This is a genomic window from Rhodococcus sp. KBW08 (genome assembly GCF_003852455.1).
Taxonomy (GTDB): domain Bacteria; phylum Actinomycetota; class Actinomycetes; order Mycobacteriales; family Mycobacteriaceae; genus Rhodococcus_F; species Rhodococcus_F baikonurensis.
Map to the genome: position 1 here is coordinate 319,024 of NZ_QAJJ01000016.1, position 26,716 is coordinate 345,739.

General features: G+C 64.2%; 26 protein-coding genes. 2 read left to right on the plus strand and 24 right to left on the minus strand.

Annotation, left to right across the window (positions count from 1 at the left end):
* Nucleotides 1-15: 15 nt before the first annotated feature.
* Both DBV08_RS20295 and fmt read right to left on the minus strand, forming a co-directional pair.
* Entirely contained in the window at nt 16-1,464 is a 1,449-nt protein-coding gene (locus tag DBV08_RS20295; RefSeq protein ID WP_124568634.1) for an RsmB/NOP family class I SAM-dependent RNA methyltransferase, read from the minus strand.
* Entirely contained in the window at nt 1,461-2,384 is a 924-nt protein-coding gene (gene fmt, locus DBV08_RS20300; RefSeq protein WP_124568635.1) for a methionyl-tRNA formyltransferase, read from the minus strand. Before fmt ends, DBV08_RS20295 begins: the two co-directional genes overlap by 4 nt.
* Before the next feature lie 288 nt (nt 2,385-2,672).
* Between fmt and DBV08_RS20305 the strand changes: the two genes are divergently transcribed.
* Nucleotides 2,673-2,879, plus strand: a complete 207-nt coding sequence (locus tag DBV08_RS20305) for a hypothetical protein (RefSeq protein WP_003944900.1) — start codon at nt 2,673-2,675, stop codon at nt 2,877-2,879.
* A gap of 27 nt (nt 2,880-2,906) precedes the next feature.
* Here the strand turns inward: DBV08_RS20305 and DBV08_RS20310 are convergent, their stop codons facing one another.
* From DBV08_RS20310 to DBV08_RS20405, 19 genes are all read right to left on the minus strand, one after another.
* Nucleotides 2,907-3,926, minus strand: a complete 1,020-nt coding sequence (locus DBV08_RS20310) for a triacylglycerol lipase (protein ID WP_124568636.1) — start codon at nt 3,924-3,926, stop codon at nt 2,907-2,909.
* 94 nt (nt 3,927-4,020) lie between these two features.
* Nucleotides 4,021-4,689 (minus strand): PadR family transcriptional regulator, encoded by a 669-nt coding sequence (locus DBV08_RS20315; protein WP_397487717.1) that lies wholly within the window; start codon nt 4,687-4,689, stop codon nt 4,021-4,023.
* Nucleotides 4,690-4,879: 190 nt separating this feature from the next.
* Nucleotides 4,880-6,898 (minus strand): primosomal protein N', encoded by a 2,019-nt coding sequence (locus tag DBV08_RS20325; RefSeq protein WP_124568639.1) that lies wholly within the window; start codon nt 6,896-6,898, stop codon nt 4,880-4,882.
* Nucleotides 6,899-6,923: 25 nt separating this feature from the next.
* On the minus strand, nt 6,924-8,138 hold the full coding sequence (gene metK, locus DBV08_RS20330; RefSeq protein WP_095970204.1) for a methionine adenosyltransferase: 1,215 nt from the start codon (nt 8,136-8,138) through the stop codon (nt 6,924-6,926).
* A 188-nt stretch (nt 8,139-8,326) separates the two neighbouring features.
* Nucleotides 8,327-9,625, minus strand: a complete 1,299-nt coding sequence (gene coaBC / locus DBV08_RS20335; RefSeq protein ID WP_003944888.1) for a bifunctional phosphopantothenoylcysteine decarboxylase/phosphopantothenate--cysteine ligase CoaBC — start codon at nt 9,623-9,625, stop codon at nt 8,327-8,329.
* Nucleotides 9,622-9,921 carry a DNA-directed RNA polymerase subunit omega gene (rpoZ, locus tag DBV08_RS20340; RefSeq protein WP_003944996.1) on the minus strand — a complete coding sequence of 100 codons (300 nt, stop codon included), beginning with the start codon at nt 9,919-9,921 and terminating at the stop codon, nt 9,622-9,624. The genes coaBC and rpoZ overlap by 4 nt, the downstream gene beginning before the upstream one ends.
* Nucleotides 9,922-10,019: 98 nt before the next feature.
* Nucleotides 10,020-10,619 carry a guanylate kinase gene (gene gmk, locus DBV08_RS20345; protein ID WP_020907704.1) on the minus strand — a complete coding sequence of 200 codons (600 nt, stop codon included), beginning with the start codon at nt 10,617-10,619 and terminating at the stop codon, nt 10,020-10,022.
* 36 nt (nt 10,620-10,655) lie between these two features.
* Nucleotides 10,656-10,976, minus strand: a complete 321-nt coding sequence (mihF, locus tag DBV08_RS20350; protein ID WP_003944825.1) for an integration host factor, actinobacterial type — start codon at nt 10,974-10,976, stop codon at nt 10,656-10,658.
* Between the two features lie 369 nt (nt 10,977-11,345).
* Nucleotides 11,346-12,545 carry a glycosyltransferase 87 family protein gene (locus tag DBV08_RS20355; protein ID WP_235172203.1) on the minus strand — a complete coding sequence of 400 codons (1,200 nt, stop codon included), beginning with the start codon at nt 12,543-12,545 and terminating at the stop codon, nt 11,346-11,348.
* Nucleotides 12,546-12,602: 57 nt separating this feature from the next.
* Nucleotides 12,603-13,424: an orotidine-5'-phosphate decarboxylase gene (pyrF, locus tag DBV08_RS20360; RefSeq protein ID WP_095970206.1), complete on the minus strand. Its 822-nt coding sequence runs from the start codon at nt 13,422-13,424 to the stop codon at nt 12,603-12,605.
* Complete coding sequence (carB, locus tag DBV08_RS20365; RefSeq protein WP_095970207.1) at nt 13,421-16,777, minus strand: carbamoyl-phosphate synthase large subunit; 3,357 nt, start codon at nt 16,775-16,777, stop codon at nt 13,421-13,423. Before carB ends, pyrF begins: the two co-directional genes overlap by 4 nt.
* Nucleotides 16,777-17,952 (minus strand): glutamine-hydrolyzing carbamoyl-phosphate synthase small subunit, encoded by a 1,176-nt coding sequence (gene carA, locus DBV08_RS20370; protein WP_064075331.1) that lies wholly within the window; start codon nt 17,950-17,952, stop codon nt 16,777-16,779. Before carA ends, carB begins: the two co-directional genes overlap by 1 nt.
* Entirely contained in the window at nt 17,949-18,515 is a 567-nt protein-coding gene (locus tag DBV08_RS20375) for a transporter (protein WP_095970208.1), read from the minus strand. Before DBV08_RS20375 ends, carA begins: the two co-directional genes overlap by 4 nt.
* A 6-nt stretch (nt 18,516-18,521) precedes the next feature.
* Nucleotides 18,522-19,829 (minus strand): dihydroorotase, encoded by a 1,308-nt coding sequence (locus DBV08_RS20380; RefSeq protein ID WP_003944990.1) that lies wholly within the window; start codon nt 19,827-19,829, stop codon nt 18,522-18,524.
* Nucleotides 19,830-19,855: 26 nt separating this feature from the next.
* On the minus strand, nt 19,856-20,800 hold the full coding sequence (locus DBV08_RS20385; RefSeq protein ID WP_003944883.1) for an aspartate carbamoyltransferase catalytic subunit: 945 nt from the start codon (nt 20,798-20,800) through the stop codon (nt 19,856-19,858).
* Nucleotides 20,797-21,438 (minus strand): bifunctional pyr operon transcriptional regulator/uracil phosphoribosyltransferase PyrR, encoded by a 642-nt coding sequence (gene pyrR / locus DBV08_RS20390; protein ID WP_095970210.1) that lies wholly within the window; start codon nt 21,436-21,438, stop codon nt 20,797-20,799. The genes DBV08_RS20385 and pyrR overlap by 4 nt, the downstream gene beginning before the upstream one ends.
* A 206-nt stretch (nt 21,439-21,644) precedes the next feature.
* Nucleotides 21,645-22,142, minus strand: a complete 498-nt coding sequence (gene nusB, locus DBV08_RS20395; RefSeq protein WP_007728014.1) for a transcription antitermination factor NusB — start codon at nt 22,140-22,142, stop codon at nt 21,645-21,647.
* Nucleotides 22,143-22,706: an elongation factor P gene (efp, locus tag DBV08_RS20400; RefSeq protein WP_003944958.1), complete on the minus strand. Its 564-nt coding sequence runs from the start codon at nt 22,704-22,706 to the stop codon at nt 22,143-22,145.
* Between the two features lie 34 nt (nt 22,707-22,740).
* Nucleotides 22,741-23,835, minus strand: a complete 1,095-nt coding sequence (locus tag DBV08_RS20405) for a Xaa-Pro peptidase family protein (protein ID WP_124568641.1) — start codon at nt 23,833-23,835, stop codon at nt 22,741-22,743.
* A 111-nt stretch (nt 23,836-23,946) separates the two neighbouring features.
* On the opposite strand from DBV08_RS20405, the gene DBV08_RS20410 reads away from it, so the two are divergent.
* A complete protein-coding gene (locus tag DBV08_RS20410; protein ID WP_124568642.1) occupies nt 23,947-24,555 on the plus strand; it encodes a B-4DMT family transporter in 609 nt (202 codons plus the stop codon).
* 87 nt (nt 24,556-24,642) lie between these two features.
* Here DBV08_RS20410 and aroQ read toward each other — a convergent pair whose 3' ends face one another.
* Genes aroQ through DBV08_RS20425 form a run of 3 tightly spaced genes read right to left on the minus strand, consistent with a single transcriptional unit; the run spans nt 24,643 to nt 26,712 of the window.
* Nucleotides 24,643-25,071, minus strand: a complete 429-nt coding sequence (gene aroQ, locus DBV08_RS20415; RefSeq protein WP_095970213.1) for a type II 3-dehydroquinate dehydratase — start codon at nt 25,069-25,071, stop codon at nt 24,643-24,645.
* On the minus strand, nt 25,068-26,177 hold the full coding sequence (gene aroB / locus DBV08_RS20420; RefSeq protein ID WP_095970214.1) for a 3-dehydroquinate synthase: 1,110 nt from the start codon (nt 26,175-26,177) through the stop codon (nt 25,068-25,070). The genes aroQ and aroB overlap by 4 nt, the downstream gene beginning before the upstream one ends.
* Before the next feature lie 25 nt (nt 26,178-26,202).
* The gene (locus DBV08_RS20425; protein ID WP_095970215.1) at nt 26,203-26,712 is read right to left on the minus strand and encodes a shikimate kinase; all 510 of its coding nucleotides are present in this window, start codon (nt 26,710-26,712) and stop codon (nt 26,203-26,205) included.
* Between the last annotated feature and the right edge of the window lie 4 nt (nt 26,713-26,716).

Sequence of the window (26,716 nt, forward strand, 5' to 3'; positions counted from 1 at the left end):
CCAGAAGTCATCCGATCAGGCCAGCGGCTTGCGCAAAGCGGCCATGAACATCGCATCGGTCCCGTGGCGATGCGGCCACAACTGAACCGAAGACCCGTCTCCGACGTCCGGAACACCGGGCACCAATTCCTTGGTGTCGAGTTCGACGACGCCATGACGGCGCACGGCGTCGGCTACCACTGCGAGCGTTTCCGACAGGTGCGGCGAGCACGTCGAGTACAGGACCACTCCGCCGGGGCGCACCAGTTCGATTGCAGCGGCAAGCAATTCACGCTGTAACTTCACGAGCGGAGCCACATCGGACGGCTGGCGACGCCAACGGGCTTCCGGGCGGCGACGCAGGGCACCCAACCCGGTGCAGGGAGCGTCGACGAGGATGCGGTCGTATCCGGGTTCGAGCCCCGATTCGCGGCCGTCCGCCACGTGTACGTCCACGGGAAGCTCGCGAGTCGTCTTGCGGATCAGTTCGGCGCGGTGTTCGACGGGCTCGACGGCGTCGAGGCGCCCGCCTTCGATACCGGCGAGAGCGCCGAGAAGCGCTGCCTTGCCACCCGGACCTGCGCAGAGGTCGAGCCAGCGGCCGGCGTCTTCACCTTCGAGGGGAGCAATGCTGAGGGCGCGGGCAACCAGCTGACTGCCCTCGTCCTGCACGCCTGCCAAACCTTGGCGGACCGCCTCGAGCTGTCCGGGGTCGCCGCCGTCGAGATGTACGGCGTACGGCGAGTACGGTCCGATTTCCCCACCGGTGACCAATGCGAGCTCCTCGGCAGAGATCTCACCGGGGCGGGCGACGAGGTGCACGGCAGGGCGGGCGTCGTCGGCGATCAGTACTTCTTCGAGTTCTCCGGCAGCAGCGCCGAGGGAGTCGGCGAAGACCTGCGCGATCCACAGGGGGTGCGCGTGCTCGAAGGCGAGACGGCCGACCGGGTCCTTCGGGGCCAGCAGTTCGACCCACTCGTCCTGGGTGCGTTCGGAGACGCGGCGCAGGACCGCGTTGACGAATCCCGCTCGGCCCTGGCCGTTTTCGGCGCGAACGAGGTCGACCGAGGTGGCGACGGCAGCGTGCGGTGCGACACGAGTGCGCAGCAGTTGGTACGAGCCGAGTCGGAGAACATCGAGCAGAGTTCCGTCGATCTCTTCGATCGGTCGACCCGCTGCATGCGCGATGACCGCATCCAGGAGGCCCTGAGCGCGGGCTGCGCCGTACGCGAGCTCGGTGGCCAGCGCAGCGTCGCGTGCGTCGAGTTTGCGGTCGCGAAGCAGTCCCGGCAGAACCAGGTTCGCGTATGCGTCACGTTCACGAACCGCGCGCAGGACGTCACGCGCTGCCAGACGCGGCTGATCGAGCCCGGCGGTTGCCGGATCCGGGCGCTTGGCCTGCTTCGGCTTGGTGTTCTTGCCACCGGCTGCGCTCTTGGCTCCGGGGCCCTGTGTCCGCCGTGCCGGTCGTCGTGATTCGGTCACTGTGCTCGTACCTCCGCGTCGAGTCGGGCACCGCGTGCCCAGTCCCCTGCCGACATCAATTTCTTGCCCGGGGGCTGAATCTGCCCGAGTCGTACCGCGGTGGTCGCGGTACCGATGTAGAGACCATCCTTGCGTACCGAGATCTCGCCGACGGCCAGGGTCTCGTCCGTGACGGTGACCGGGCCGACCTTGACTCGAAGGTCACCGATCATCGTCCACGCGCCGGGCGCCGGTGTGACGGCGCGGACGTGACGGTCGATCGTGCGGGCGGGCAACTCCCACCGCACGCGGGCGGCGTCCACCGTTACTTTGGGGGCGTACGAGACGCCGTCCGCTGACTGCGGAACCGCGTTGATCTCTCCGGCCTCGAGTCCGTCGAGAACCGATTCGAGCAGAGTCGCGCCGTTTTCTGCCAGACGCCCGAGTAGATCGCCTGCCGTGTCGGTGTCACGAATCCGCTCGGTCATCACTCCGTACACCGGGCCCGTATCCATGCCGGCCTCCAAACGAAATGCGCTGGCGCCGGTCACCTCGTCACCGGCACTGATCGCGGCCTGCACCGGCGCGGCGCCGCGCCAGGCGGGAAGCAGCGAGAAATGCAGATTGACCCAACCGTGTTTCGGAATGTCGAGGATGTTCTGCGGCAACAGGTTTCCGTAGGCGACGACGGGTGCGCAGTCCGGCTCGAGGCGGGCAAGTTCGGCTGCGAAGTCGGGATCGGACGCCTTGGCCGGCGTCAGCACCGGGATGCCGTGCTCGTCGGCAAGGAGACCGATCGGCGAGCGGGTGACTTTGCGACCACGGCCCGCGACGGCGTCCGGACGCGTGACGACGGCTACCACTTCGTGGTTGGCGGACTCGATGAGACGACGCAGTGACGGAACCGCGGGTTCCGGTGTTCCGGCGAACACGACGCGCATGTCAGCTCTCCCGTTTCGGTGGGCTCTTCGGACTCTGATCAGCCGATCGGCCTGTCGAACGCGGTGGACTGCAACTCACGAAAATGCTCCCGGATGTGTCGGTGGGTGGAACTGTCAGTCTAAGGACTGCGGGAGCTACGACCTACCTCGCGCCACACCGAACCACTTTCTCAGCAATTTCTTTGATCAGAACCCTGCAGATTCACCGGTCGTCGGTATTGACTGTTTCTGTCGTCGCCACTCGGCGAAGGCTGATACGGGATACACCGATCACACGGAGGAACTTAGATGGCAGGCATCGACAGTAAGTTCGACAAGGCCTACGCGGGAAAGTCCGTCGAAGAATTGGCGGATGCCCCGGTCGCGGCACTCAACGGTGTAAGCGATTCGGATGCAGAGCATTTGAAGGCAGCGTTCAACATCAAGACGGTCCGCGATCTGGGAACCAACAAGTTCTTCCTGTGGGCTCAGGCCACTGCCAAGCTCGCCGAGTAAGGATCCCGACCGAAGTGATGTCGGTGCTCACGAATTGGCATCGATGACCACTTGCGGAATATCCGTGCCGAGCGGCACCGCGCTGCACGTAGCGTGCCGCTCGGCATCGGGGTCGAGGACCGTCCGGATGACATCGATCACGTAGGGGTCGTACGGCATGCGGAAGTGGCCGGTCAGGTTCGACGGACACAGGTCCTGGAGAACGATGTTTTCTGCACCGGCGTCGCGCAGCGCGATGTTCGAGGACGGCTGGATCATCTCGTCGACAGTGGACCCGATTGTCGTGTAGCGGACGCCGGTCACCGTGTCACCGCCGTCGTTGAGAGCGTTCAACATATCCGACCCCTGCATCTGCTCTCGGACAGCTCGCGAGAAGACATCTTCGACAAAATCTTCTCCACCGGGGATCGCGCGGACGATCGGCACCAACCCGAACATCACGCCGCCGTAGGTCGGAGACGCCAAACCGACCCAATGATCGACGTACGCGTCCCCGCCCATCTTGTTGACGTAGTACCGCGTCACCGTCGCGCCTTGGGAGTAGCCGATGACGTCGACCTTGTCCGCACCCGTCGCGGTCAGCACCTGATCGACGAAAGAACCGAACGCGGTGGCACTACCGACGATGTCTCCGACGCCGTAGGTCTCGTGCGCGACATCCCCGTCTTGTTCTTTGATCACACCGCCGTAATTGAGAGCGAAAACGCAGTAGCCGTCAGCTGCCAGTGCCGGCGACAGAGCCGCCCAATCCGCATACGCCTCGGTGTCGGTTCCGTGGGCGAGCACAACCGGCCGGGGATGCGCTGCCGATGGCGCACAGCCGAAATCGTTCGACCCGGCAGGGGCAGATCCGGGATGAGCATGCGCATATGCCGTAGCAACGGAACGGGTCGCCTGACCCGGACCGATGTCGAGGGGAACATCCATCGCGTCGGCACTCGAAGACGGCAGCGACGGTGCGGCAGCCGATATCGCGGGCGGTGCCCCGATCAGCAGCGCCACTGCTACCGAAAATGTCAGTCCCACAGACCGTTTGACGCCAGCCATTGTTCCTGCTCCTGCTCTGATCCTACGAGGGAGCTGACCGTAACACCAGAAACTTCGAGGCGCATACCCTACCGAACAGTAGGTATCCGACGTCTCAATTGCCGCCTTCAGCGGCATCGTCGCCGGCAAGCACTCGGTACAGCGACTTGCGTGCCTCGACCAGCACGTCGGCTGCGGCCTTGACCTGCGCGGGCGTGCCTACAGCGGCCACTTGACCGGCCGCGCCCATCAACTGTCCGATCAGTTCACGAAGGTCCTGCTCCGGCTCCCCCACGCTGAGACGAACGTCATCCCACGGCGCCCCGAGATCGGCGCGATGCTCCTCGACGTACGCGACGCCTTCCTCGGTCAGCTTGGCAGTCTTGCGGCCGGCGACCTTTTCGATGATCACCAGTCCTTCGTCCTCGAGTTGGGACAGCGCGGGATAAATGGAGCCCGGACTCGGCTTCCAGACGCCACCACTACGCTCGACGATCTGCTGAATCAATTCGTAGCCGTGCATCGGCTCTTCGGCGATCAACAGCAAGATCGCGGCGCGCACGTCCCCCCGACGACCGCGCCCACCACGTCCTCGCCCCCGACCGAATTGTGCGCCCGGACCGAACCCGGGGCCAGGTCCGCCGTCGGGACCGAAACGACCACGTCGATGGCCTCTGCGTGGCATCTCACCGAAGCCAGGGCGCTCATGCGGCCGACCGCGTCGTCCACCGTCTCGATCGCCGGAACCATCGCCCGGCGCGCCGTCGTCCGTCGGCACCCACATCACGAACGGCGGCCGCTGTTCACGTCCGAAAGCGCCGAAGAAACCGCGCCGGCCGAACATCCCCTCGTTCGGGAAACTTGCATCCATCGTCGAACCTCCATCACTATCGTTGATAGTTCGACGATATATCGCCATATCGGGTTGTGCAAGATCTTCGCGGCACACAAGGATGCCTCCGACAGCTCGAAACTCAGCCGATGCGGCGTGGGTCGATCTGAATGCGGACCGGACCCGATGACTTCCGTGCACTGCGTGCCGCTCGCGCATGTGCCAGTGCGTCCGCAAGACCCCGACCGTCCATGCGTGGAACGCGGACCAGTATTCGCTCTGGCGCGACACCACTCTCGTCCTCACCGGAATACGGAAGCCTCTCCCCCGCAGGCAATTCCACTGGACCGAGGAGTACAGCGCTTGCCGGCAGTTCCGCCGACTCCACCAACTCCGCAATTGCTGCGGATCCACCGTCGATCGCAGCCATGTGAACAGCCGGAGGAAATCCGACCTCGTCTCGTTCCTCGAATTGAGACTGTGCGTGCCCCACCGGATCCCACCGGACCAACGCCTGCACCGTAGGGATACCCGAGTCCGCGACAACTACGACTTCACCGCCTTCGGACAGCGGAATCACCATGGCAGCAGCCGACATCCAGCGCCTGAGTGTTTCCTCGGCGGCGCGAAGATCGGGCCGTCCGAGCAGTGCCCACCCGTCGAGCAAGAGTGCGGCGCCGTAGCCGCCGGTCATCACCGGCTCCGCACCGACCGTCGACACCACCAACGCAGGCCCGTGTGGAAGTTCCTTGACCACGTCACCGCCCCCGGACAGAACAACTTTCACACCGGGAAACGCTCGCCCGAGTTCTTCGGCGGTCCGACCGGCACCGACCACCACCGCGCGCAACGCTTTCGCACCGCACGCGTGACATCGGTAGGCGGCATCGGCAACCCCGCACCAGCGGCACGCCGGTGTGCCGGCGCCGTCCGGGCCTGCCGCAGCGGGAAGAGCGAGCGGGCCGTTGCACCGACGGCACCGTGCCGGGGCACGGCACTTTCCACAGGCCAGGGTCGGTACGTACCCCCGCCGAGGCACCTGCACCAGGACTCCGTTGCCCTCACCCAGAGCGCGCCGCGCGGCCGCGAATGCAATAGCAGGCAAACGAGCCGCTCTGGCTCCCGGATCGCGAGCCAAGGCTTGATCGCTGTCGGCAAGCGCGGTGATCTTGGGTACGTGAGCACGAACGACGTCCCGCGTAGCTACCAGATCGTGCGCCCATCCCGAGTCGACGAGTACCTGCGATTCTGCCGTACGTGAGAACCCACCGATCACGACGGCGCACCCGGCGACGTAGCCCCGCAGGACGGCAACTTCCCGGGCGTGCGGATACGGCGACCGTGGCTCGGAGAGATTGTCGTCGCCGTCGTCCCAGACGACGACCAGACTGGTCTCAGGTGTCGGCGCAAAAACAGCGCTCCGCGTGCCGACGACGATCCGGGCGGTCCCGCGCAACGCTGCGAGCCACCTTCGGTATCGCATGGCCGGCCCCAGGCCCGCGGACAGACCCACCACTGCATCCGCTCCGGAGAGTTCGGTACATGCGGCGACGACGCGGTCCAGATCGCGTTGATCGGGCACAACCAGGATCGCGGATTTACCACTGGCCGCTACAGCCCCGGCCAGTTCGGCCAGGCGCAGTGGCCAGTTTTCACCAGGCAAAGCCTGCCAGACCGCACGCGGGCTTTTCGACTCGCGAATCGCGGACAGGAAGGCGTCACCGAATCTGTAGAGATGCCAACCATTTTCGATCGGTTCAGGAGCGGGCGGCGGCTCGCCGAGCTCCCACGGTTCCGCCTCGACCTTCGCGTGGCGCGGCGGCACCGCCAAGCGGAGGACATCGGCACGGGTTCCGGCATAACGCTCCGCCACTCGATCGACGACTTGCGCGATTTCGGCCGTCAGGACACGTTCGGACGAGATGACGCGTTCGAGCCAGCCGAACTTCCCCTGATGGTCACTGGTTGCCTCGCGCGAGACGATGAAACCGTCCACCAGACGACCAGCGAAGCGGATGCGCACCCGGACTCCGGGCTGCGCATCCGCTTCGAGTTCACGAGGAACGAGGTAGTCGAATTCACGGTCGAGATGAGCCAGCGGGAGCATCGGCAGCACCCGGGCGACCGGATCGACTTCTGCCGCTACTCTTTCCGCGCCCACCCGCGCCCCGTCTGTACGTCAGTGATCAGAGACCAGCTGCGCTACGCAGCTTGTCGGCGCGATCGGTGCTCTCCCACGGAAGATCGATGTCGGTGCGACCGAAGTGACCGTATGCTGCCGTCTGCGCGTAGATCGGGCGCAGCAGGTCGAGGTCGCGGATGATCGCTCCCGGACGCAGGTCGAAGATCTCGGTGATCGCCTTCTGGATCCGTGCCGGATCGGTCTTCTCGGTGCCGAAGGTTTCGACGAAGAGTCCGACCGGGGCTGCCTTGCCGATGGCGTAGGCAACCTGAACCTCGATGCGGTCTGCCAGACCCGCGGCAACAGCGTTCTTGGCCACCCAACGCATGGCGTAGGCAGCACTGCGGTCGACCTTTGACGGGTCCTTGCCGGAGAACGCGCCACCGCCGTGGCGAGCCATTCCGCCGTACGTGTCGACGATGATCTTGCGACCGGTCAGGCCGGCGTCACCCATCGGGCCACCGAGGACGAACTTGCCCGTCGGGTTGACCAGCAGGCGAACGTCCGAGGTGTCGAGGTCGGTGAGGTTCACATCGGCCAGCACCGAATGGAGCACCTTCTCGCGAAGGTCCGGCGTCAGCAGGTTGTCGAGATCGATGTCCGCTGCGTGCTGGGTGGAGATGACCACGGTGTCGAGACGGACAGCCTTGTCGCCGTCGTACTCGATGGTGACCTGGGTCTTGCCGTCCGGGCGCAGGTACGGCAACACGCCGGACTTGCGAACCTCGGTCAACCGGCGGGAGAGACGATGAGCCAGCGCGATGGGCAGCGGCATCAGTTCCGGCGTGTCCGTGGTGGCGTAACCGAACATCAGGCCCTGGTCGCCCGCACCCTGACGGTCGATCTCGTCGTCGCTGATTCCGTCGACGCGAGCCTCGTGCGAATGATCGACACCCTGCGCGATCTCGGGCGACTGAGCGCCGATCGCGACGTTGACACCGCACGAGTTTCCGTCGAAACCCTTCGCGGAGCTGTCGTAGCCGATTTCGAGGACCGTGTCGCGCACGATCTTCGGAATGTCCGCGTACGCAGTGGTGGTGACCTCGCCGGCTACGTGAACCTGGCCGGTGGTGACCAGTGTCTCGACGGCCACGCGGGCGCGCGGGTCCTGGGTGAGCAGCGCGTCGAGGATCGAGTCGCTGATCGCGTCACAGATCTTGTCCGGGTGCCCCTCGGTGACGGACTCGCTGGTGAATAGCCGACTGCCGGACTTGCTCACAGATCTCCCTCTCGACGACTGAGTTCTTGACTACAGCTTATTGAAGTATCCGAATCACCGTTCGGTGACCGTTTTGTCATGCTTTGTTAGCTGGGGGCTGAGCCGACGATAACGGTTGGACCGCCTGCGCAACACCCTTGTACTCACCCGATTATCGTGGGGTAACTCTCACCACCGGGCGCGTGTCGCTACTCGGGGAAGAGCTTGACCAGGGCGTCGAGCACTCGACTGGCCATCAAAGCCTTGGATCCGTGTTCGAGAGCGGACTCCGAGCCGTCGGAACCGAGTAGCCAACCGTCGTTGTGATCGACCTCGAACGCCTTGCCCTCACCGACCGCATTGACCACGAGGAGATCGCAACCTTTGCGGGCCAGCTTGGATCGGGCATAAGTGAGAACGTCACCGTGGGCGTCACCGGTCTCTGCGGCGAATCCGACGATCACCGTTCGAGCATCCAGATCGCCGTCACGACGGGCTTCGACGAGACCGGCGAGGATGTCGGCGTTTCTGGTGAGGCTGATCGAGTCGGGTTCGTTTGCGCCCTTCTTGATCTTGCTGCCTTCGACGGTGGTGGGGCGGAAGTCCGCGACAGCCGCAGCCATGACGACTCCGTCGTGTCCCGGTGCGTGCTTCTCCACCGCCAATCGGAGATCTTCCGCCGTCTTGATGTGCACGACGTCGACAGCGGCGGGGTCGGCGAGATCGGCCGTGTAGCCGGCGATCAGCGTGACGTGCGCGCCGCGTTGTGCGGCCAGACGGGCGAGCGCGTAGCCCTGTTTGCCCGAGCTGCGATTACCGAGAAAGCGCACGGGATCGAGCGGCTCGCGAGTACCGCCGGCGGTGACCAGAATGCGGCGACCTTCCAGGTCGCGCGGCAACGCGTCCGAGCGTTCGAGGAGCAACGATGCCAACCCGACGATCTCGTCGGGTTCGGGAAGTCGACCCGCTCCGGTGTCTTTTCCGGTCAACCGCCCGGAGGCAGGTTCGATCACGTGGACGCCGCGCGAGCGCAGTGTCGCCACGTTGGACACCGTTGCGGGGTGCTCCCACATCTCGGTGTGCATTGCGGGGGCGAAGACGACCGGACAGCGCGCGGTCAACAAAGTGGCCGTCAACAGGTCGTCTGCGCGACCCATGACAGCTCGCGCCATCAGATCAGCGGTTGCCGGCGCGATGACGACGAGATCGGCTTCCTGTCCGAGACGGACATGCGGAACCTGCGGGACGTCGTTGAAGACGCCGGTGTGAACCGGGTTGCCGGAGAGTGCTTCGAACGTCGCGCGGCCGACGAACTCCAGAGCGGATTCGGTCGGAATCACGCGGACGTGATGACCGCTCTCGGTGAAGCTGCGGATGATCGAGCACGCTTTGTACGCGGCGATACCCCCACCGACACCGACGACAATGCGCTTACGTATCGATGTGGGTGCGTCGGACACTCCCCCGACACCCGAACGAGGTTCGGGTGCGGCAGACGTGGTGCTCACTCGCCTTCGGTGTGCTCGAGGAGATCAGCGTGGATTTCACGCAACGCGATGGACAGCGGCTTTTCCTGCAGACCGGGCTCGACCAGAGGTCCGACGTATTCGAGGATGCCGTCACCGAGCTGGTTGTAGTAGTCGTTGATCTGGCGTGCACGCTTGGCCGAGTAAATCACCAGGGCGTACTTGGAAGAGGTGCGTTCGAGCAACTCGTCGATCGGCGGGTTGGTGATGCCGAGCGGGGTGTCGTAGGCAGGCAGAGCGCCCTGACCTGCTGCGGACGCGGCTGAAGTGCTGCTCACTCTTGTGTCTCCTGAATTAGATCTTCATTGAAGAACTAGTTTTATCGATCCGGATATCTGAGAAACAGGATGGAAATCGGTTCCCGAAGGGTGCCGAATCAGTTCCCAACCAACAAGGATACCAACTCATCGCAAGCACGGCTTACATCCTCGTTCACGATGACCGTGTCGAACTCGTCCTGTGCGGCCAATTCCACTCGGGCCGTCTCGAGTCGCCGTGCCACGACGTCTTCCGTTTCGGTGCCTCGCCCGGTCAGCCGTTGCACCAGAACGTCCCAGCTCGGTGGAGCCATGAACACCAACAGAGCCTCGGGCATCGCTTTCCGGACAGCTCGTGCTCCGGCGAGATCGACCTCGACGAGAACGGGCTTTCCAGCTTCGAGTGCTTCTTCGATCGGAGCTGCGGGGGTGCCGGAGCGCTGCAGACCGCCGTGGATTTCCGCCCATTCGAGAAGTTCACCGGAGTCGATCATCCGTTGAAATTCTTCGCGGGAGGTGAATCGGTAGTCCTTGCCGTCCACTTCACCTGGACGGGGATCGCGAGTGGTTGCCGAAACACTGAAAACGAGTTCGGGCAACCGAGTTCTCAGCTCGCGAACGACGCTGGACTTACCGACAGCCGAAGGGCCGGCCAGTACAACCAGCCGACCCCTCCGCACTGCGGTCTTGCTCTCTGACACTGTTGCGTCAGCAATCATCAGACACTGCCGCGTCAGCAATCATCACTTGTCGGCTCAGGCCTCGAAGTCAAACTTGGTGAGCAGAGCCTTGCGCTGCCGATCACCGAGGCCACGAAGGCGACGGGTCGGTGCAATCTCCAGCTCGGTCATGATCTCCTGAGCCTTGACCTTGCCCACCTTGGGCAGCGCCTCGAGCAGTGCCGAAACCTTCATCTTGCCCAAGATTTCGTTGTCTTCGGCGTCCTTGAGGACCTGCTTGAGGTCGGTGCCGCCACGCTTCAGGCGCTCCTTGAGCTCAGCCCTGGCCTTGCGGGCAGCAGCTGCCTTCTCCAAAGCAGCAGCGCGCTGCTCATCAGTCAACTGGGGAAGGGCCACGGTTCCTCCGTCTCGTCGTGTGCAAATTTTGTCTATTCCGCTGATAACCAGCAGCGATAGCGACCGTACTCACGCCTGGCGCGAATTGCTAACCCACCCCCCGCGGTCCGATGCAGATCGCGGTGGGTTATGCGCGTCGAATCGATGGCACCGATCGTCGCCATTTTCGGCAGGATCGAGACGGATTCGGCGCAACATGAACGTGAGTACAATACCGAAATAGACTGTAACACAAAGTATTTCGTCAATCGCGGCATGACCGCCCTGAGTACGTGTGCGAAATCGTTACCTGCGGGAATGAACGTGGTCGCCGACACATCCAAAATTTTCGAGCATTTTCGACGCCCATGCGCGTGTCGCGGCCTGTTTTCAGGTCTGCAGCGACGATTTCGGATCGCCGGCGTCGACCGTCTCGGGTTCGGTGCGGCTCACACCGGGGGCAGCCAGAGCGATGACCACCGCGAGGCTCGCCCAGAGCAATGAATTCTCCAGTACGAAGCCGAAGACCGGGACATCCATGTCCGCACCGACTCGCGGAAGCCGAAACAGGACGACTGCGGCAGTGAGGCTGATGGCGACCCAGGACCACACGGGCACGGTTCGAGTGCGCTCCCCCACGCTTGGCTTGATCGGAACCAGGAGCACGCCCACCGCCGGCACCAACCACACGAAATGGTGGGTCCAGGCAATGGGAGTCACGACTGCCGCCAGCAGAGCCACCACCGTGAAACCGGCAAGATCACCCCGCAGGCGCTGAGCACGCCGTGTTGCGACAATTCCGACGACACCCAACACTGCACAGGCGAAAAGCCATGCGGGACCCACCAGGCCCTCGGGAAGTAGCCGCAAGGCCATTCCACGCACGGACTGGTTGCCGAACACAGAAGGGTCGCCGACAGCGACGCGCCCCGACAGTGAGGCGATGTCACCGAAGTAGTCGATCGTCTGGCGCGGGAGAACCGCCAAGCCGAGTGCCGTTGCGCCGAGGAAGCCGGCGAGGCCGCCCGCAACCGCTTTCCAGCGCCCGGTGATCACGTAATAACCGATGTAGACGAGCGGCACCAGTTTGACCGCCCCGGCGATCCCCACCAACACACCCTCGGGAATCCACCGTGGTCGAGCCAGCACGTCGATCAGACACAGGAGCGTCAGGAACAACCCGACCTGCCCGTACCCGAGGTGATCGGAGATCGGTGATGCTGCCGTCCACAGGACCAGGAAACCCACGTAGACCACGACCGGTCGCTTACGCGTGAACGGGACTTCGCGGTAGCTGAGCACGATGATCGCGGCCAGCATCAGGAGGCTGACAAAACTCCATCCCCACTGGACCGCGCCCCACGAACCCAAGGCGACCGGAACGGCGACGAGCGCAGCGAAGGGCGGATACGTGAACGGCAATCTCGCGTTGAACGATTCGTCGTACAGGTTCGAGCCGTCGAGCACGGCCTGACCCGCCGTCCGGTACACGGCGAGATCGTCGCCGTGTACGCCGGTGACGGATTGGAACCCGGTGGCCAGCAGCGCGCACGCCGCGATGAGAAGTCCGATCTGCCACCAACGATTCACCGACGGACGGTACCACCGGGTTCCATCGCTCGAACGAGCCTCGAGGTCACTCACGGATCAATTCGCCAATGCGGCTTCGATCTCGTCTCGGTCACGCATTGCTGCCTCCCGAAGTGCCGATACCGAAGGACCGTGCCTGAGCACCCCGCGTGAGGTGTTCGGCAGCAGGAGTTCGGTCGAACCGGCAAAGATGTCTGCGAGATCCGCTGCCGTTGCGCCCTGCGCGCCGAGCCCCGGAGCGAGAATCGGCCCGTTGAACTGCGACAGGTCCAGACCGTGGTCCCGAGTTGCACCAACCACCAGTCCGACGGTGTCGCGGCCGTCGGCGTTCGCGTCGACCGCCGCGTTCACGATCGACTGAGCCACGCTCACACCGTCGGCCGACGACTGTTGAAGTTCGCCACCCTCGGGATTGGACGTTCGGGCCAGCACGAAGATCCCGCGTGCGTTCTCCCTCGCCAGTTCGAGTGTCGGAGCCAGCGCCCCGAACCCCAGGTACGGCGAAACAGTGACCGAGTCGGAGGCCAACGGTGAATCACCCAACCAGGCTTGCGCGTACGCGTCCATCGTCGATCCGATGTCACCACGCTTGGCGTCCGCGACGACAAGCGTTCCCGCGTCGCGGAGGACCGAGATGGTCCGCTCCAACACGGCGAAGCCTGCGCTGCCGTATGCCTCGAAGAACGCGACCTGAGGTTTGACGAGTCCGACCTCACCGGTGAACGCCTCGACGCAGATCTCGGCGAAAGTCTCGAGACCCTCAGCAGTACGCGGCAGTCCCCACGCGTCGAGAAGTGCGGGATGCGGGTCGATGCCGACGCACAGCCGCCCCCGGTCCGCGATCGCGGACCGGAGACGATGCCCCCAGCTGTGACTCACGACTGCTGTGCCGGCCGGCGAAGACCTGCGTGCAGTTCCTGCAGGGAGTGAACCCCGATGTCGCCGCGGATGGCCGCTTCGATGCCTTGTACGGCAGCCGAGGCACCCTGCACCGTCGTGATGCACGGGATGTTCGACGCTACTGCTGCGCTTCGGATCTCGTAGCCGTCGACGCGCGGGCCGTTGTTGCCGTACGGCGTGTTGATGACCATGGCGACCTCGCCGCTGCGGATCTGGTCGACGATGGTCTCGGCACCGGCCGGAACATCCTCACCCGACTGCTTGTACACCTGCTTGCACTCGATACCGTTGCGCCGCAACACATCTGCGGTCCCTTCGGTGGCAAGAATGGTGAATCCGAGATCTGCCAGGCGCTTGACCGGGAAGATCAGCGAACGCTTGTCCTTGTTGGCGACCGAGACGAACACCGCGCCCGTGGTGGGCAAGGAACCGTAGGCAGCCGTCTGCGACTTGGCAAAAGCCGTACCGAAGTCGAAGTCGATTCCCATGACCTCACCGGTGGACTTCATCTCAGGGCTGAGCAAGGTATCCACGCCGGTACCGTCGGCGCGGCGGAAGCGGTTGAACGGCAACACAGCTTCCTTGACCGCGATCGGTGCACCGGCCGGAGTGTTTCCACCGTCACCGGTCGCCGGCAGGATGCCGCTTGCGCGCAGCTCGGCGATGGATTCGCCGAGCATGACGCGGGCGCATGCCTTGGCCAGCTGGACGGCCGTCGCCTTGGACACGAACGGAACCGTACGGCTGGCGCGGGGGTTCGCTTCCAGCACGTAGAGGATGTCGTCCTTGAGGGCGTACTGGACGTTGAGCAGGCCCTTGACACCGATGCCCTTTGCAAGAGCCTCGGTGGAGCGGCGGACGTTCTCGAGATCCGCACGACCCAGAGTGATGGGCGGAAGCGCACACGCCGAGTCGCCGGAGTGAATGCCGGCTTCCTCGATGTGCTCCATGACGCCACCGAGGTACACCTCGGTGCCGTCGCACAGAGCGTCGACGTCGATCTCGACCGCGTCTTCGAGGAAGCGGTCGACCAGGACCGGACGATCGTCGGAGATCTCCGTGGCACGCGAGATGTAGTCGGCGAGGGAAGCCTCGTCGTAGACGATCTCCATGCCGCGACCACCGAGCACGTACGACGGACGCACCAGCACCGGGTAGCCGATACCGGCTGCGATCTCGCGGGCGCCGTCGAACGTGGTGGCGGTACCGAACTTCGGTGCAGGCAGTCCGGCTTCGGTGAGCACACGACCGAATTCGCCGCGGTCCTCCGCCAAGTCGATGGCTGCGGGGCTGGTTCCCACGATGGGGACTCCGGCAGCTTCGAGGCGCTTCGCCAATCCGAGCGGGGTCTGGCCGCCGAGTTGGACGATGACGCCGGCAACGGTGCCCGACTGAGCCTCCGCGCGGTAGACCTCGAAGACGTCCTCGAACGTCAGCGGCTCGAAGTACAGGCGATCAGCAGTGTCGTAGTCCGTAGAGACTGTCTCGGGGTTGCAGTTGACCATGACGGTCTCGTACCCGGCTTCGGACAGCGTCTGCGCCGCGTGGACACACGAGTAGTCGAACTCGATGCCCTGACCGATGCGGTTGGGGCCGGATCCGAGAATCAGAACCTTGGGACGCTCGGTCTGCGGAGCCACCTCGGACTCGGCCTCAGGATCAAGCTCGTAGGTCGAGTAGTGGTACGGCGTCTTGGCCTCGAACTCTGCGGCACAGGTGTCGACGGTCTTGTAGACGGGGCGCACGCCCAGCTGATCACGCAGAGCGCGAACGGCGTCCTCACCTGCGTGCGTGTCACCACCGAGTTCGGGGCGCAGAGCCGCGATCTGGCGGTCCGAGATGCCGTGGTACTTGGCCTGACGCAGGGCAGCCTCGTCGAAAGACTCTGCAGCGCGCAGCTTTTCACCGAGCTCGTGAATCTGCTGGAACTGGTCGAGGAACCACGGATCGATCTTGGTGGCGTCGAAGAGCTGCTCGACAGTTGCGCCGAGGGCGAATGCCTTCTCGATGCCGTACATGCGGCCGTCCTGCGGAACGCTCAGATCGGCGAGCAGTGCGTCCAGGCTCTCCGTCTCGATGTCGGCGCCGGTCCAGTAACCCGCGCGCTTGGTTTCGAGTGAACGCATGACCTTGCCGAAGGCCTCGGTGAAGTTGCGGCCGATGCTCATGGCCTCGCCCACCGACTTCATCGTGGTGGTCAGGGTTCCGTCGGCACCGGGGAACTTCTCGAAAGCGAACCGCGGAGCCTTGACGACGACGTAGTCGAGCGTCGGCTCGAAGCAGGCCGGGGTTTCCTTGGTGATGTCGTTGACGATCTCGTCGAGCGTGTAGCCGATGGCAAGCTTGGCGGCCATCTTCGCGATCGGGTAACCGGTCGCCTTCGACGCCAGAGCCGACGAGCGGGACACGCGCGGGTTCATCTCGATGACAACCAGACGGCCGTCCTTCGGGTCCATCGCGAACTGGATGTTGCAGCCGCCGGTGTCGACGCCCACCTCACGCAGGATGTCGATGGAAAGGTCGCGCATCGCCTGGTACTCGCGGTCTGTCAGTGTCATCGCCGGAGCGACCGTCACGCTGTCTCCGGTATGGACACCGACCGGGTCGACGTTCTCGATGGAGCAGACGATCACGACGTTGTCGCGACTGTCACGCATGAGCTCGAGTTCGTATTCCTTCCAGCCGAGGATGGATTCCTCGATCAGGACGTTCGCCGTCGGCGACGCGGCGAGACCGCCACCGGCGATCCGGTTGAGATCGTCGACGTCGTACGCCATGCCGGAACCGAGGCCGCCCATGGTGAAGGACGGGCGCACGACAACCGGGTAACCGAGTTCGGCGACCGTTGCGTGTACTTCGTCCATCGTGTAGCACACTGCGGACTTCGCGGATTCGCCACCGACCTTGGCGACGATGTCCTTGAACTTCTGGCGATCTTCGCCGCGCTGGATGGCGTCGAAGTCGGCGCCGATGAGTTCGACGTCGTACTTCTCGAGGATGCCTTGCTCGTGAAGAGCCACTGCGGCGTTGAGTGCAGTCTGACCGCCGAGCGTCGCGAGGACGGCGTCGATCTTGTTGCCCTGCAACGCTTCCTTGGCGATGACCTTCTCGAGGAACTCGGCCGTGATCGGCTCGACGTACGTGGCGTCGGCGAACTCGGGGTCCGTCATGATGGTGGCGGGGTTGGAGTTGACGAGGCTGACGCGCAAGCCCTCCTCCTGGAGGACGCGGCAAGCCTGGGTGCCCGAGTAGTCGAACTCGCAGGCCTGACCGATGACGATCGGACCGGAGCCGATTACCAGGATGTGCTTGAGATCTGTACGGCGTGGCATTAGTTCTTGACTCCGGTTTCTTTCCGTGCGGAGAGCAGGCTGGTGAAGCGGTCGAAGAGGTACGCAGCGTCGTGCGGGCCGGCTGCTGCCTCCGGGTGGTACTGCACCGAGAAGGCCGAATCGTCGAGCAGGCGAACACCTTCGACGGCGCCGTCGTTTGCGCAGGTGTGGCTGACCACCGCGCGACCGAACGGAGTGTCGAATTCCTGACCGGCTTCGCCTTCGAGTGCGAAGCCGTGGTTCTGCGCGGTGATCGCGATACGACCGGTCTGATGCTCGATCACCGGGATGTTGATGCCGCGGTGGCCGAACTTCATCTTGTACGTGCTCAGGCCGAGGGCGCGGCCCAGGATCTGGTTACCGAAGCAGATACCGAACAGCGGCAAGCCCTGTCCGATGACCTCTTTCGTGAGGTGAACGGCACCGTCGGCGGTGGCCGGATCACCAGGGCCGTTGGAGAGGAACACTCCGTCGGCCTTCAGGTCGAGGATCTGTTCGAGACTCGCGTTGGACGGCAACACGTGGACGCGGATGCCGCGCTCGGCGAACATGCGCGGGGTGTTGGTCTTGATACCGAGGTCGATGGCGGCAACCGTGTACAGCGCCTCGCCACCCTTCGGCTCGACGACGTAGCCGCTGGTGGTGCTGACCTCACCGGCAAGATCGGCGCCGAGCATGGTCGGCTGATCCTGGACCCGGCGAACCAACTCGTCATCGGCGGCGATGGCTTCACCGGAGAAAATGCCGGCCTTCATCGAACCGCGAGTGCGCAGGTGGCGAACCAGGGCACGAGTGTCGATCCCGGCGATTCCGACGATGCCCTGCTCTTCGAGCTTGGCCTGCAGCGAACCGGTTGCACGCCAGCTCGAGGTGACGCGCGAGGGATCACGAACGACGTATCCGGCAACCCAGATCTTGGCGCCGGCACGCTCGCCGGTCGGTCCGACCGACTCGTCGTCTTCGTCGTTCCAGCCGGTGTTGCCGATCTGCGGCGCGGTGGAGACCACGATCTGGCGGTGGTAGCTGGGATCGGTGAGCGTTTCCTGGTAGCCGGTCATTCCGGTGCTGAACACCGCTTCGCCCAGGGTCTGTCCAACCGCACCGAAGGTGGTTCCGCGGAACACCCGTCCGTCTTCGAGGACCAGTACTGCCGGGCTGTTACCAAAGCCGCTCATGCGTTCTTTCCGTTCTGCTCGATGTCGCCAGAGCTTGCGTCTTCGTTGTCATTCGTCTTGTTCGAAGCAGTCTTGTTCGAAGCAGTTACCGGCTTGACCCAGTCCGGATAAACCGTCTTGTCGTCACCGCGCACGCCCGTGTCGATCTCGGTTCCGCTCGGCAATTCCCAGCGGATGACCAGGACGCCGTCCTTGCTCATGACCTTGCCGGCGAGACCGTTCTCCGTGCGGATCGCGCGGATCGACTTCTCCGGAATCCATATGGCCGACGCACCGTCACGCTCGACCAGAATTCCGCCGCTGTAGCGGCTGATCTCGCAGGTGGCGCGGAAACCGAGGTCGCCCACGGCGATACGGTCCTGCCAACTGGGTGCGATGGTGCTGCCGACGTAGAGGCCGGTGGTCGGCAGCACGAGCAGCTCACCCAGGGTTGCCGGTACCGTCGGCAGCTCGCCGATCCTGTCTTTCTGGCGTCGAGCGCGTCCACGCCAGCCGACGTACATCAGGCCGATCATCGCGACCCAGAAGATCGCCAGACCGATGATCCACAGTGCTCTGTCCATGACGCGCTACTCCTCGCTACTCCGCAGCCGCACATTCCCGTCGTGTGCGGTGATGCGGCCACGTAACAGTGTGGTCGTGACCCGAGCGGGCAATGTCATCGACTCGTACGGAGTGTTATGCGCGACACTCGCCAAGTCCGGACCGTGGACCGTCCACTCGGCCGACGGATCGACCAATGTCAGGTTCGCCGGCTCCCCCACCTCGATGGGGCGGCCCTGATCGTCGAGGCCCACGATTGCCGCGGGGCGCTCGCTCATGACCCGGGCAACGCCGCGCCAGTCCAACAGACCAGGCTGGACCATCGTCTGCACGATGATCGACAGCGCCGTCTCGAGGCCGAGCATTCCGGGACGAGCGGCCGCGAATTCGCAGCACTTGTCCTGCTCGGCGTGCGGAGCATGGTCGGTCGCGACGCAGTCGATGATGCCCTCGGCCAGACCCTTGCGCAGGGCAGCAACATCGCTGGCCTCACGCAAGGGAGGATTGACCTTGTTGATCGCGTCGTACGTCTCGAGCCGTGAATCGTCGAGGAGCAGGTGATGCGGGGTGACCTCGGCGGTGATCGAAATCCCTTGGCTGCGAGCCCACTTCACGAGTTCAACGGTTCCGGCGGTGGATGCGTGGCAGATGTGAACGCGAGCTCCGGCGTCACGCGCGAGGAGTGCGTCACGGGCGACGATCGATTCTTCGGCTGCTCGCGGCCATCCGGCCAGGCCGAGACGCGCGGCCGTGGGGCCCTCGTGGGCGACCGCACCGACGGTCAGGCGGGGCTCTTCGGCGTGCTGTGCGATCAGAACGCCCAGTGAGCTGGAGTATTCGAGCGCACGACGCATGATCAGTGGGTCGTAGACGCAGTGGCCGTCGTCGGAGAACATCTTGACCTTGCCGACGCCAGCGGCCATGGTCGCCATCTCGGCGAGCTGCTTGCCTTCCAGGCCTGCGGTGACTGCGCCAACGGGGTGGACGTCGACGAGGCCGACTTCCTGACCGCGTCGCCAGACGTGATCGGTGATGACCACCGAATCGGCGACGGGGCTCGTGTTGGCCATCGCGAAGACCGCGGTGTATCCACCCAGCGCGGCTGCCGAGCTACCGGTTTCGATGGTCTCGGTGTCTTCGCGGCCCGGCTCGCGCAGATGCGTGTGCAGATCCACGAAGCCGGGAAGCAGGATCTGCCCGCCGGCATCGATCACCTCGGATGCCGTGGCCGGATCGAGGTCCACGCCGATCTCGAGGATCGTGCCGTCGCCGACGAGTACGTCGGTGGGCTCACCTTCTCCGTAGATCAGGACTCCGCGGAGCAGGACACTCACGGGTGATTCTCCGTTCTCGTTTCTCGTCACAGCGCGCCGTCCTCCGACCCGACCAGAAGTCGGAACAAGACAGCCATGCGCATGTGCACGCCGTTGGTAACCTGTTGCAGTACAGCAGTTTTCGAGGAATCGGCGACGGCGGATGCAATCTCCATGCCGCGCAGCATCGGGCCGGGGTGCAGTACCACCGCATGATCGGCCAGCATCGCCAGTCGCTTCTCGGACAGGCCGTAGTTGATCGAGTACTCGCGCTGCGACGGGAAGAAGCCGCCGTTCATGCGTTCGGCCTGAACCCGCAGCATCAGCACCGCGTCGAGGCCGGGCAGTTCGGCGTCGAGTGAATGCGAGACCGTGACCGGCCACGTGTGCGCCCCGACCGGCAGCAGTGTCGGCGGGGCAACAAGAACAACCTCGGCGCCGAGCATCGAGAGCAGCAGCGCGTTGGAGCGGGCCACGCGGCTGTGCAGAATATCGCCGACGATCGCGATCCGCTTGCCCTCGATGTCACCGAGACGCTGCCGAAGGGTCAAGGCGTCGAGAAGCGCCTGGGTGGGATGCTCGTGCGTACCGTCACCTGCGTTGATGACTGCCGGGCCACCGTCGTCGGCCGCTCCGGTCCACTTGGCGATCTGGTGGGCGGCACCCGACGCCGGATGCCGCACGATGAGGGCGTCGGCACCCGCCGCGCGCAGGGTCATCGCGGTATCGCGCAGGGATTCGCCCTTGGACACCGAGGAACTCGATGCGCTGACGTTGATGACGTCGGCACTCATCCACTTGCCGGCCACCTCGAAGGACACCCGGGTGCGCGTCGAGTTTTCGAAGAACACCGTCATGACCGTGCGTCCACGCAGCGTCGGGAGCTTGCGTACCTCGCGTCCCAGAAGCGCCTGCTCGAAGCGTTCCGCCTCGTCGAGAAGTTCTACCGCGGACTCACGATCGAGGTCCGCGATGGAAAGAAGGTGCTTCACGCGCTCTTACCTCCGGAGATGACTACCGCTTCCCTGCCGTCGTGCTCCTGGAGGAGAACCTTGACGTCCTCGGACCTCGCGGTCGGGACGTTCTTGCCGACGTAGTCGGCACGCAGCGGGAGTTCGCGGTGACCACGATCCACGAGCACTGCGAGTTGGACCGCACGAGGGCGCCCCAGATCGCGCAACGCGTCCAGTGCCGAGCGCACAGTGCGACCGGAGAAGAGGACGTCGTCCACGAGAACGACCAGCGCATTGTCGACGCCACCTTCGGGGACGGACGTGCGCTCGAGCGGGCGATGCGGCTTGTTGCGGAGATCATCCCGGTAGAGCGTGATGTCGAGAGATCCGATAGGAAGACGCACACCGGAGAATTCTTCGATCTTGGCGCGCAGTCGCGTGGCGAGAGTGGTTCCACGCGTAGGGATACCGATCAGAACCACACGAGGGGCTGTTCCCTCGGGTCCGTCGAGTGCGGTTTTCTCGATGATCTCGTGAGCGATCCGCGCGATGGTCCGGCCCACATCCTGGGCGGACAACAATTCGCGGGTCTCGCTACCTGCCTCGGCACCGACCGGCGCCTTCGCGTTATCTGGACCTGCAAGATCGGATGGGCGAGACCCTTCGGGCACGCTCATGCTGCGACCTCCTTCTCCGCCTCACTGGACGGATCGTTAAAGGATGTCTGACGGTCCCCACCCTATCAGCCGACAGACCTGATCCCGCCGTGCGAGCAGTGACTCTGACCGGTTGTGTGCAGACACACAACTCGCGCAGTGACATCTGTGCGACTCGCGCAGTGACATCTGTGCGACTCGCACGGCGGGTGGTGGAACAAGACTTGCTACTCGGTACCGGAATCCGATTCCTGCGCGCGCTGCGAGGTCGCCGCTGCTGCCGATCGAACCTGCGGCGCAACGAGAACGACCTGGCCGAGGATTCCGTTGACGAATCCCGGAGAGTCGTCCGTCGAGAGCTGCTTGGCGAGTTCGACGGCCTCGTCCACGGCGACAACCGGAGGAACGTCCGTCGCGTGGAAGAGCTCCCACACGGCGATACGCAGAATCGCACGGTCGACGGCGGGCAGACGCTCGAGCGTCCAGTCCTGCAGATGCGAGGAGATGACCTGATCGATCCGGTCCAGATTCTCCGCGACTCCGGACACCAACGTGACGGTGTAGGCCGCGACAGGCGCTACCGCGTCGTCCTTGACGGACAGGTCGGAACGCTCCGACGCGAGTGCGACCGGATCGAGGTCACGTGCCTCGGCTTCGAAGAGGAAGTCGACGGCACGCTTGCGCGCCTTGTGGCGTGCACCGAGTTTCTTATGTGTGCCGGACACTCAGGAATTCACACGCCCGAGGTAGTTGCCGTCACGGGAATCGACCTTGAGCTTGTCACCGGTGTTGATGAAGAGCGGGACGTTGATCTCGGCACCGGTCTCGAGGGTGGCAGGCTTGGTGCCGCCGGTGGAGCGGTCGCCCTGCAGGCCCGGATCGGTGTGCTTGACGACGAGCTCGACCGTGACCGGAAGCTCGACGAAGAGGGGAACGTCTTCGTGGGTCGCGACCTGGACGGCCATGTTCTCGAGCAGGAAACGCGACTGGTCGCCGACGGTGGATTCGCTGATCGACACCTGGTCGTAGGTGTCGCCGTCCATGAAGATGTAGTCGCTGCCGTCGTGGTAGAGGTACGTCATGTCACGACGGTCGACCGTGGCGGTCTCGACCTTCACACCGGCGTTGAACGTCTTGTCCACTACCTTGCCCGAGAGCACGTTCTTGAGCTTGGTGCGCACGAAGGCAGGGCCCTTGCCGGGCTTGACATGCTGGAACTCGATGATCGTCCACAGCTGGCCTTCGATCTGCAGAACCAGACCATTCTTGAAATCACTGGTGGAAGCCACTTGCTTCGCGTCTCCTAGGGGTCGGGAAACCGTCTCAGACGACGGTAAGGTCTTTTGCGGTCAGTGTGAGCAGCTCTGGCCCCTGCTCACGAACTACGAGCGTGTCCTCGATCCGTACACCTCCGCGCCCGGAGAAGTACACGCCCGGCTCGACGGTCACCGCCGCGCCGGAAAGAAGTGTACCGGTGCCGAGCTTGCCGATCCCCGGTGCTTCGTGGATTTCGAGGCCGACACCGTGGCCGAGGCCGTGCAGGAACAATTCGCCGTACCCTGCATCGTCGATCACCGCACGGGCGACGGCGTCGACTGCCGCACATTCGACACCCGGCGCGAGCGCGTCGCAACCGGCAGCTTGAGAACGCGCGACAAGCTCGTAGATCTCCTGTTGCCAATCGGAAACGGACTCGAGCACGTAGGTACGGGTCATGTCCGAGTGGTACCCACCGACCTGAGCTCCGAAGTCGAGTTTCACGAAGTCACCCGACGCCAGGATCGCGTCGGTCGGTCGGTGATGCGGAATTGCCGAGTTGGCGCCGGCCGCGACGATCGTCTCGAACGAAATACCGTCCGCACCGTTGTCGAGCATCAGATTTTCCAGCTCGCGGCCGACCTCTCGTTCCGTTCGGCCAGGTCGCAGACCACCGCGAGTGATCAACTGTGCCAACGCGACATCGGCTGCGGTGCACGCGGCGCGCAACAACTCCACCTCGTGCTCGTCCTTGACCATGCGCAACTGTTCGACAAGTCCGCTCACCGGTTCGAACCGGATCTTCGGCGCCGCCTCGGTCCACGCCCGATGTTCGGCGAACGTCGCCACGTGTGACTCGAATCCGAGAACGGGCGCCGTGGACTTCTCGATCAAGTGCGCAGCACTCGAACGGGCGATTTCGGCACGAAGGTCAGGTACCTGCTCCGCGACCTGCGTCACGTAACGGCCGTCGGTGCAGATCACCGTCTCGCGTTCGTCGGACGCTGAATCGGATGCACTGACGACGAGCGCCGCATTCGAGCCGGTGAAACCGGTGAGGTATCTGATGTTGAGGAGATCTGTGACGAGAATCGCGTCGAGTTCGCGCTCCGAGAGGAGGCGTCTGAGGGATTCACGGCGTGTTCTGAAGTCGACCGGCATCCCTCGAACCTACCGCCCGCGCAGACCTGCCGATCAACTCGAAACTCACGGTTACAGCAATAAGTGTGGGTTAGGCCACAAGGTGTAATGGGTTCTAGTTAGGCTGTACCCATGAATGCGTGGTTGGTACGTGGCCTCGGCATGGCCCTGATACATGTTGTGTTTCGTGCGTTGCTCGGTGCAGCGATCGCACAGTGGCCACTTCAGGGGTCCACCCTGCGCTGGCTGTCCCTGTTGATCGTCATCGTCTTCGCCGCGATCTGGGGTGGTATCGACGGCATTCGTGACCGCCGGAACTTCCCCGAACCCGAGGACGGCGCCGATCTGACCATGCTGTGGCTCAAGGCCGCATTGGTCGGAGGGTTCGTCGCCGGTGCTGCCAGCTGGGCACTCAGCCTCGTCCCCTCCCTCGAACTGACCCAGCAGGGCTTGTTCTTCGAGGTGACGTCGGGTGCGGCGTTCACGATTCTTCTCATCTTCGTCCCCGCCATGATCGCCATCACCGTCGGACGCTTCTTCGTCAGCCGCGAACAGCGCAAGAACGGAACAGCTCCGCAGACCCCGACCCACGAGCGTCACCGCGAACCCGTGCCCGTCAGCGAGGGCTACGACTCCCCCACCGAGCAGCACGCGTACAGCGGAGCCGCGATGTCCGTCGAGGAATCCGACGCCGATACCGCGGTCTTCCCGGCGATCGATCTGGGCAAGCGCGAGCAGTAACGCCCACCGTCTACACAACCGAATGCGGCCCCGAGGATGTTTTCCTCGGGGCCGCATTCGTGTGGCTGGGTTTTCGACTACCCTCGTTCAGCCCCGCTCGGCGAGGAATCTGATCGCCAGCGGGTACGCGGCGACGCCGAGTCCGACGATCACGCCGGTCGCAATCGGGCTCAGGTAAGAATGGTGCCGAAACTCTTCTCGCGCATGAACGTTCGAGATGTGTACTTCGACGAGACCTGCGGTCAGTTCGGCGCATGCATCTCGTAGGACCACCGACGTGTGCGTCAAGCCACCGGCATTGAGGATCACGGGTTCCCCCGCGTCGGCCGCGTCGTGGATCCAGCCGAGCAGATCACCTTCGTGATCGCTCTGACGAACGACGACCTCGACGCCGAGCTCCTTGCCTGCCGCGACACACAATTCGATCAGGTCGTCGTGTGTGGTCGCGCCGTAGACCTCGGGCTGACGCTTACCCAGACGTCCCAGATTGGGCCCGTTGACGACGTTGATCTTCACAGCAGGACCGTTCCGCCGGCCGGCCTCGCATCGCGGGCAATCGCGGAGTATGCCGCAACCAACAAGCTCGGATCCGGCCCTTCGAGGCGGCCCGGCTTGGCCAGACCGTCGAGGACCACGAAACGCAGCAGGCCGGCACGGTTCTTCTTGTCGGTCTGCATTCCCTTGAGCAGGTCACCGAAGGCGTCACCGTCGTAGGACGTCGGCAGCCCGACGAGATCGAGAATCGACTTGTGACGATCCGCGGTGGCGTCATCGAGTCGGCCCGCGAGCCGTCCGAGTTCGGCAGCGAAGACCAGTCCGACGGAGACGGCAGCACCGTGGCGCCACTTGTAGCGTTCACGACGTTCGATCGCGTGGCCGAGGGTGTGGCCGTAGTTGAGGATTTCACGCAGATCCGACTCGCGCAGATCCGCGGCCACGACCTTGGCCTTGACCTCGACGGAGCGACGAATCAACTCGGGCAGAACAGTTCCCGACGGATCGAGAGCTGCCTTGGGATCGGCTTCGATGAGATCCAGGATTACCGGGTCGGCGATGAATCCGGTCTTGATGACCTCGGCCATGCCGGCGACGATCTCGTTGTGCGGCACCGTCTCGAGTGTCGCGAGATCGATGAACACCGCGCCGGGTTCGTGGAACGAACCGACGAGGTTCTTGCCCGCTTCGGTGTTGATACCGGTTTTCCCGCCCACTGCTGCGTCGACCATCGCGAGCAAGGTGGTGGGGACGTGAACTACCTTGACACCGCGCATCCACGTAGCAGCGACGAAGCCGGTGAGGTCGGTCGCCGCTCCCCCGCCCAAGCTCATGATCGCGTCGCTGCGAGTCAGGCCGATCCGGCCGAGCACATCCCAGCAGAAGCCGGCGACGGCAAGATCCTTGCCGTCCTCGGCATCGGGAATCTCGATACGGTGAGCGTCGATTCCCTTCTCCGCCAACGCAGCCCGTACGGCCTCCGCGGTCTCTGCCAGCGGCGGCTGATGGAAGATCGCGACAGTGCGCGCGCCGTCGAACTCGGCAACGAGATCACCGAGCAGGCCGCGGCCGATCACGACCGGGTAAGGACTTGCGGTCTTCACCTCTACACGTACGGGTTCGGTCACTGCTCCACTACTCCGCTCCGGTTGTTCATTTGTCTTGAAGTTTCGACACCAGTTGTCCGACGACACGCGCCGGACTTCGGCCGTCGGTCCGAATCCGAATCGTGGCCGAACGCCGGTACAGCGGACGACGACGCCTCATCAACTCCTGGTACTTGACCTTGGGATCTCCGCCGGCCAGCAGCGGACGATGATTGTTCGCCCCGGTGCGGCGAAGCCCTTCGGCGACACTGATCTCGAGGTAGATGACCGTGTGACCCTGGAGCAGTTCGCGGGTGCGATCGGAGAGGATCGCGCCACCGCCGAGGGAGACGATGCCGTCGGTGGCCTCCAACGCTTCGCGAACCACCGATTCCTCGATCTCACGAAACCGAGGCTCGCCGTCATGGGTGAAGATCTCCGGGATCGTCCTACCCGTGGTCCGTTCGATCTCGGCGTCGGTATCGACCAATTCGAGTTCGAGTGCCTGCGCGAGACGTCGACCGATGGTCGATTTGCCGGCTCCGGGCGGACCGATGAGTACAGCCTTCGGCTTCATCGAT

Bases quoted from the DNA above. Each gene is read 5' to 3' on its own strand.
- DBV08_RS20315 (WP_397487717.1), bottom strand. From the start codon at position 4,689: ATGTGGGTGCCGACGGACGACGGCGCGCCGGGCGATGGTTCCGGCGAT.
- DBV08_RS20425 (WP_095970215.1), bottom strand. From the start codon at position 26,712: ATGAAGCCGAAGGCTGTACTCATCGGTCCGCCCGGAGCCGGCAAATCG.
- carB (WP_095970207.1), bottom strand. From the start codon at position 16,777: ATGCCACGCCGTACAGATCTCAAGCACATCCTGGTAATCGGCTCCGGT.
- fmt (WP_124568635.1), bottom strand. From the start codon at position 2,384: ATGCGCGTCGTGTTCGCCGGAACACCGGAACCCGCGGTTCCGTCACTG.
- DBV08_RS20405 (WP_124568641.1), bottom strand. From the start codon at position 23,835: ATGCCGGTCGACTTCAGAACACGCCGTGAATCCCTCAGACGCCTCCTC.
- DBV08_RS20310 (WP_124568636.1), bottom strand. From the start codon at position 3,926: ATGGCTGGCGTCAAACGGTCTGTGGGACTGACATTTTCGGTAGCAGTG.
- DBV08_RS20410 (WP_124568642.1), top strand. From the start codon at position 23,947: ATGAATGCGTGGTTGGTACGTGGCCTCGGCATGGCCCTGATACATGTT.
- DBV08_RS20375 (WP_095970208.1), bottom strand. From the start codon at position 18,515: ATGGACAGAGCACTGTGGATCATCGGTCTGGCGATCTTCTGGGTCGCG.
- carA (WP_064075331.1), bottom strand. From the start codon at position 17,952: ATGAGCGGCTTTGGTAACAGCCCGGCAGTACTGGTCCTCGAAGACGGA.
- gmk (WP_020907704.1), bottom strand. From the start codon at position 10,619: ATGATTGCTGACGCAACAGTGTCAGAGAGCAAGACCGCAGTGCGGAGG.
- pyrR (WP_095970210.1), bottom strand. From the start codon at position 21,438: ATGAGCGTGCCCGAAGGGTCTCGCCCATCCGATCTTGCAGGTCCAGAT.
- DBV08_RS20305 (WP_003944900.1), top strand. From the start codon at position 2,673: ATGGCAGGCATCGACAGTAAGTTCGACAAGGCCTACGCGGGAAAGTCC.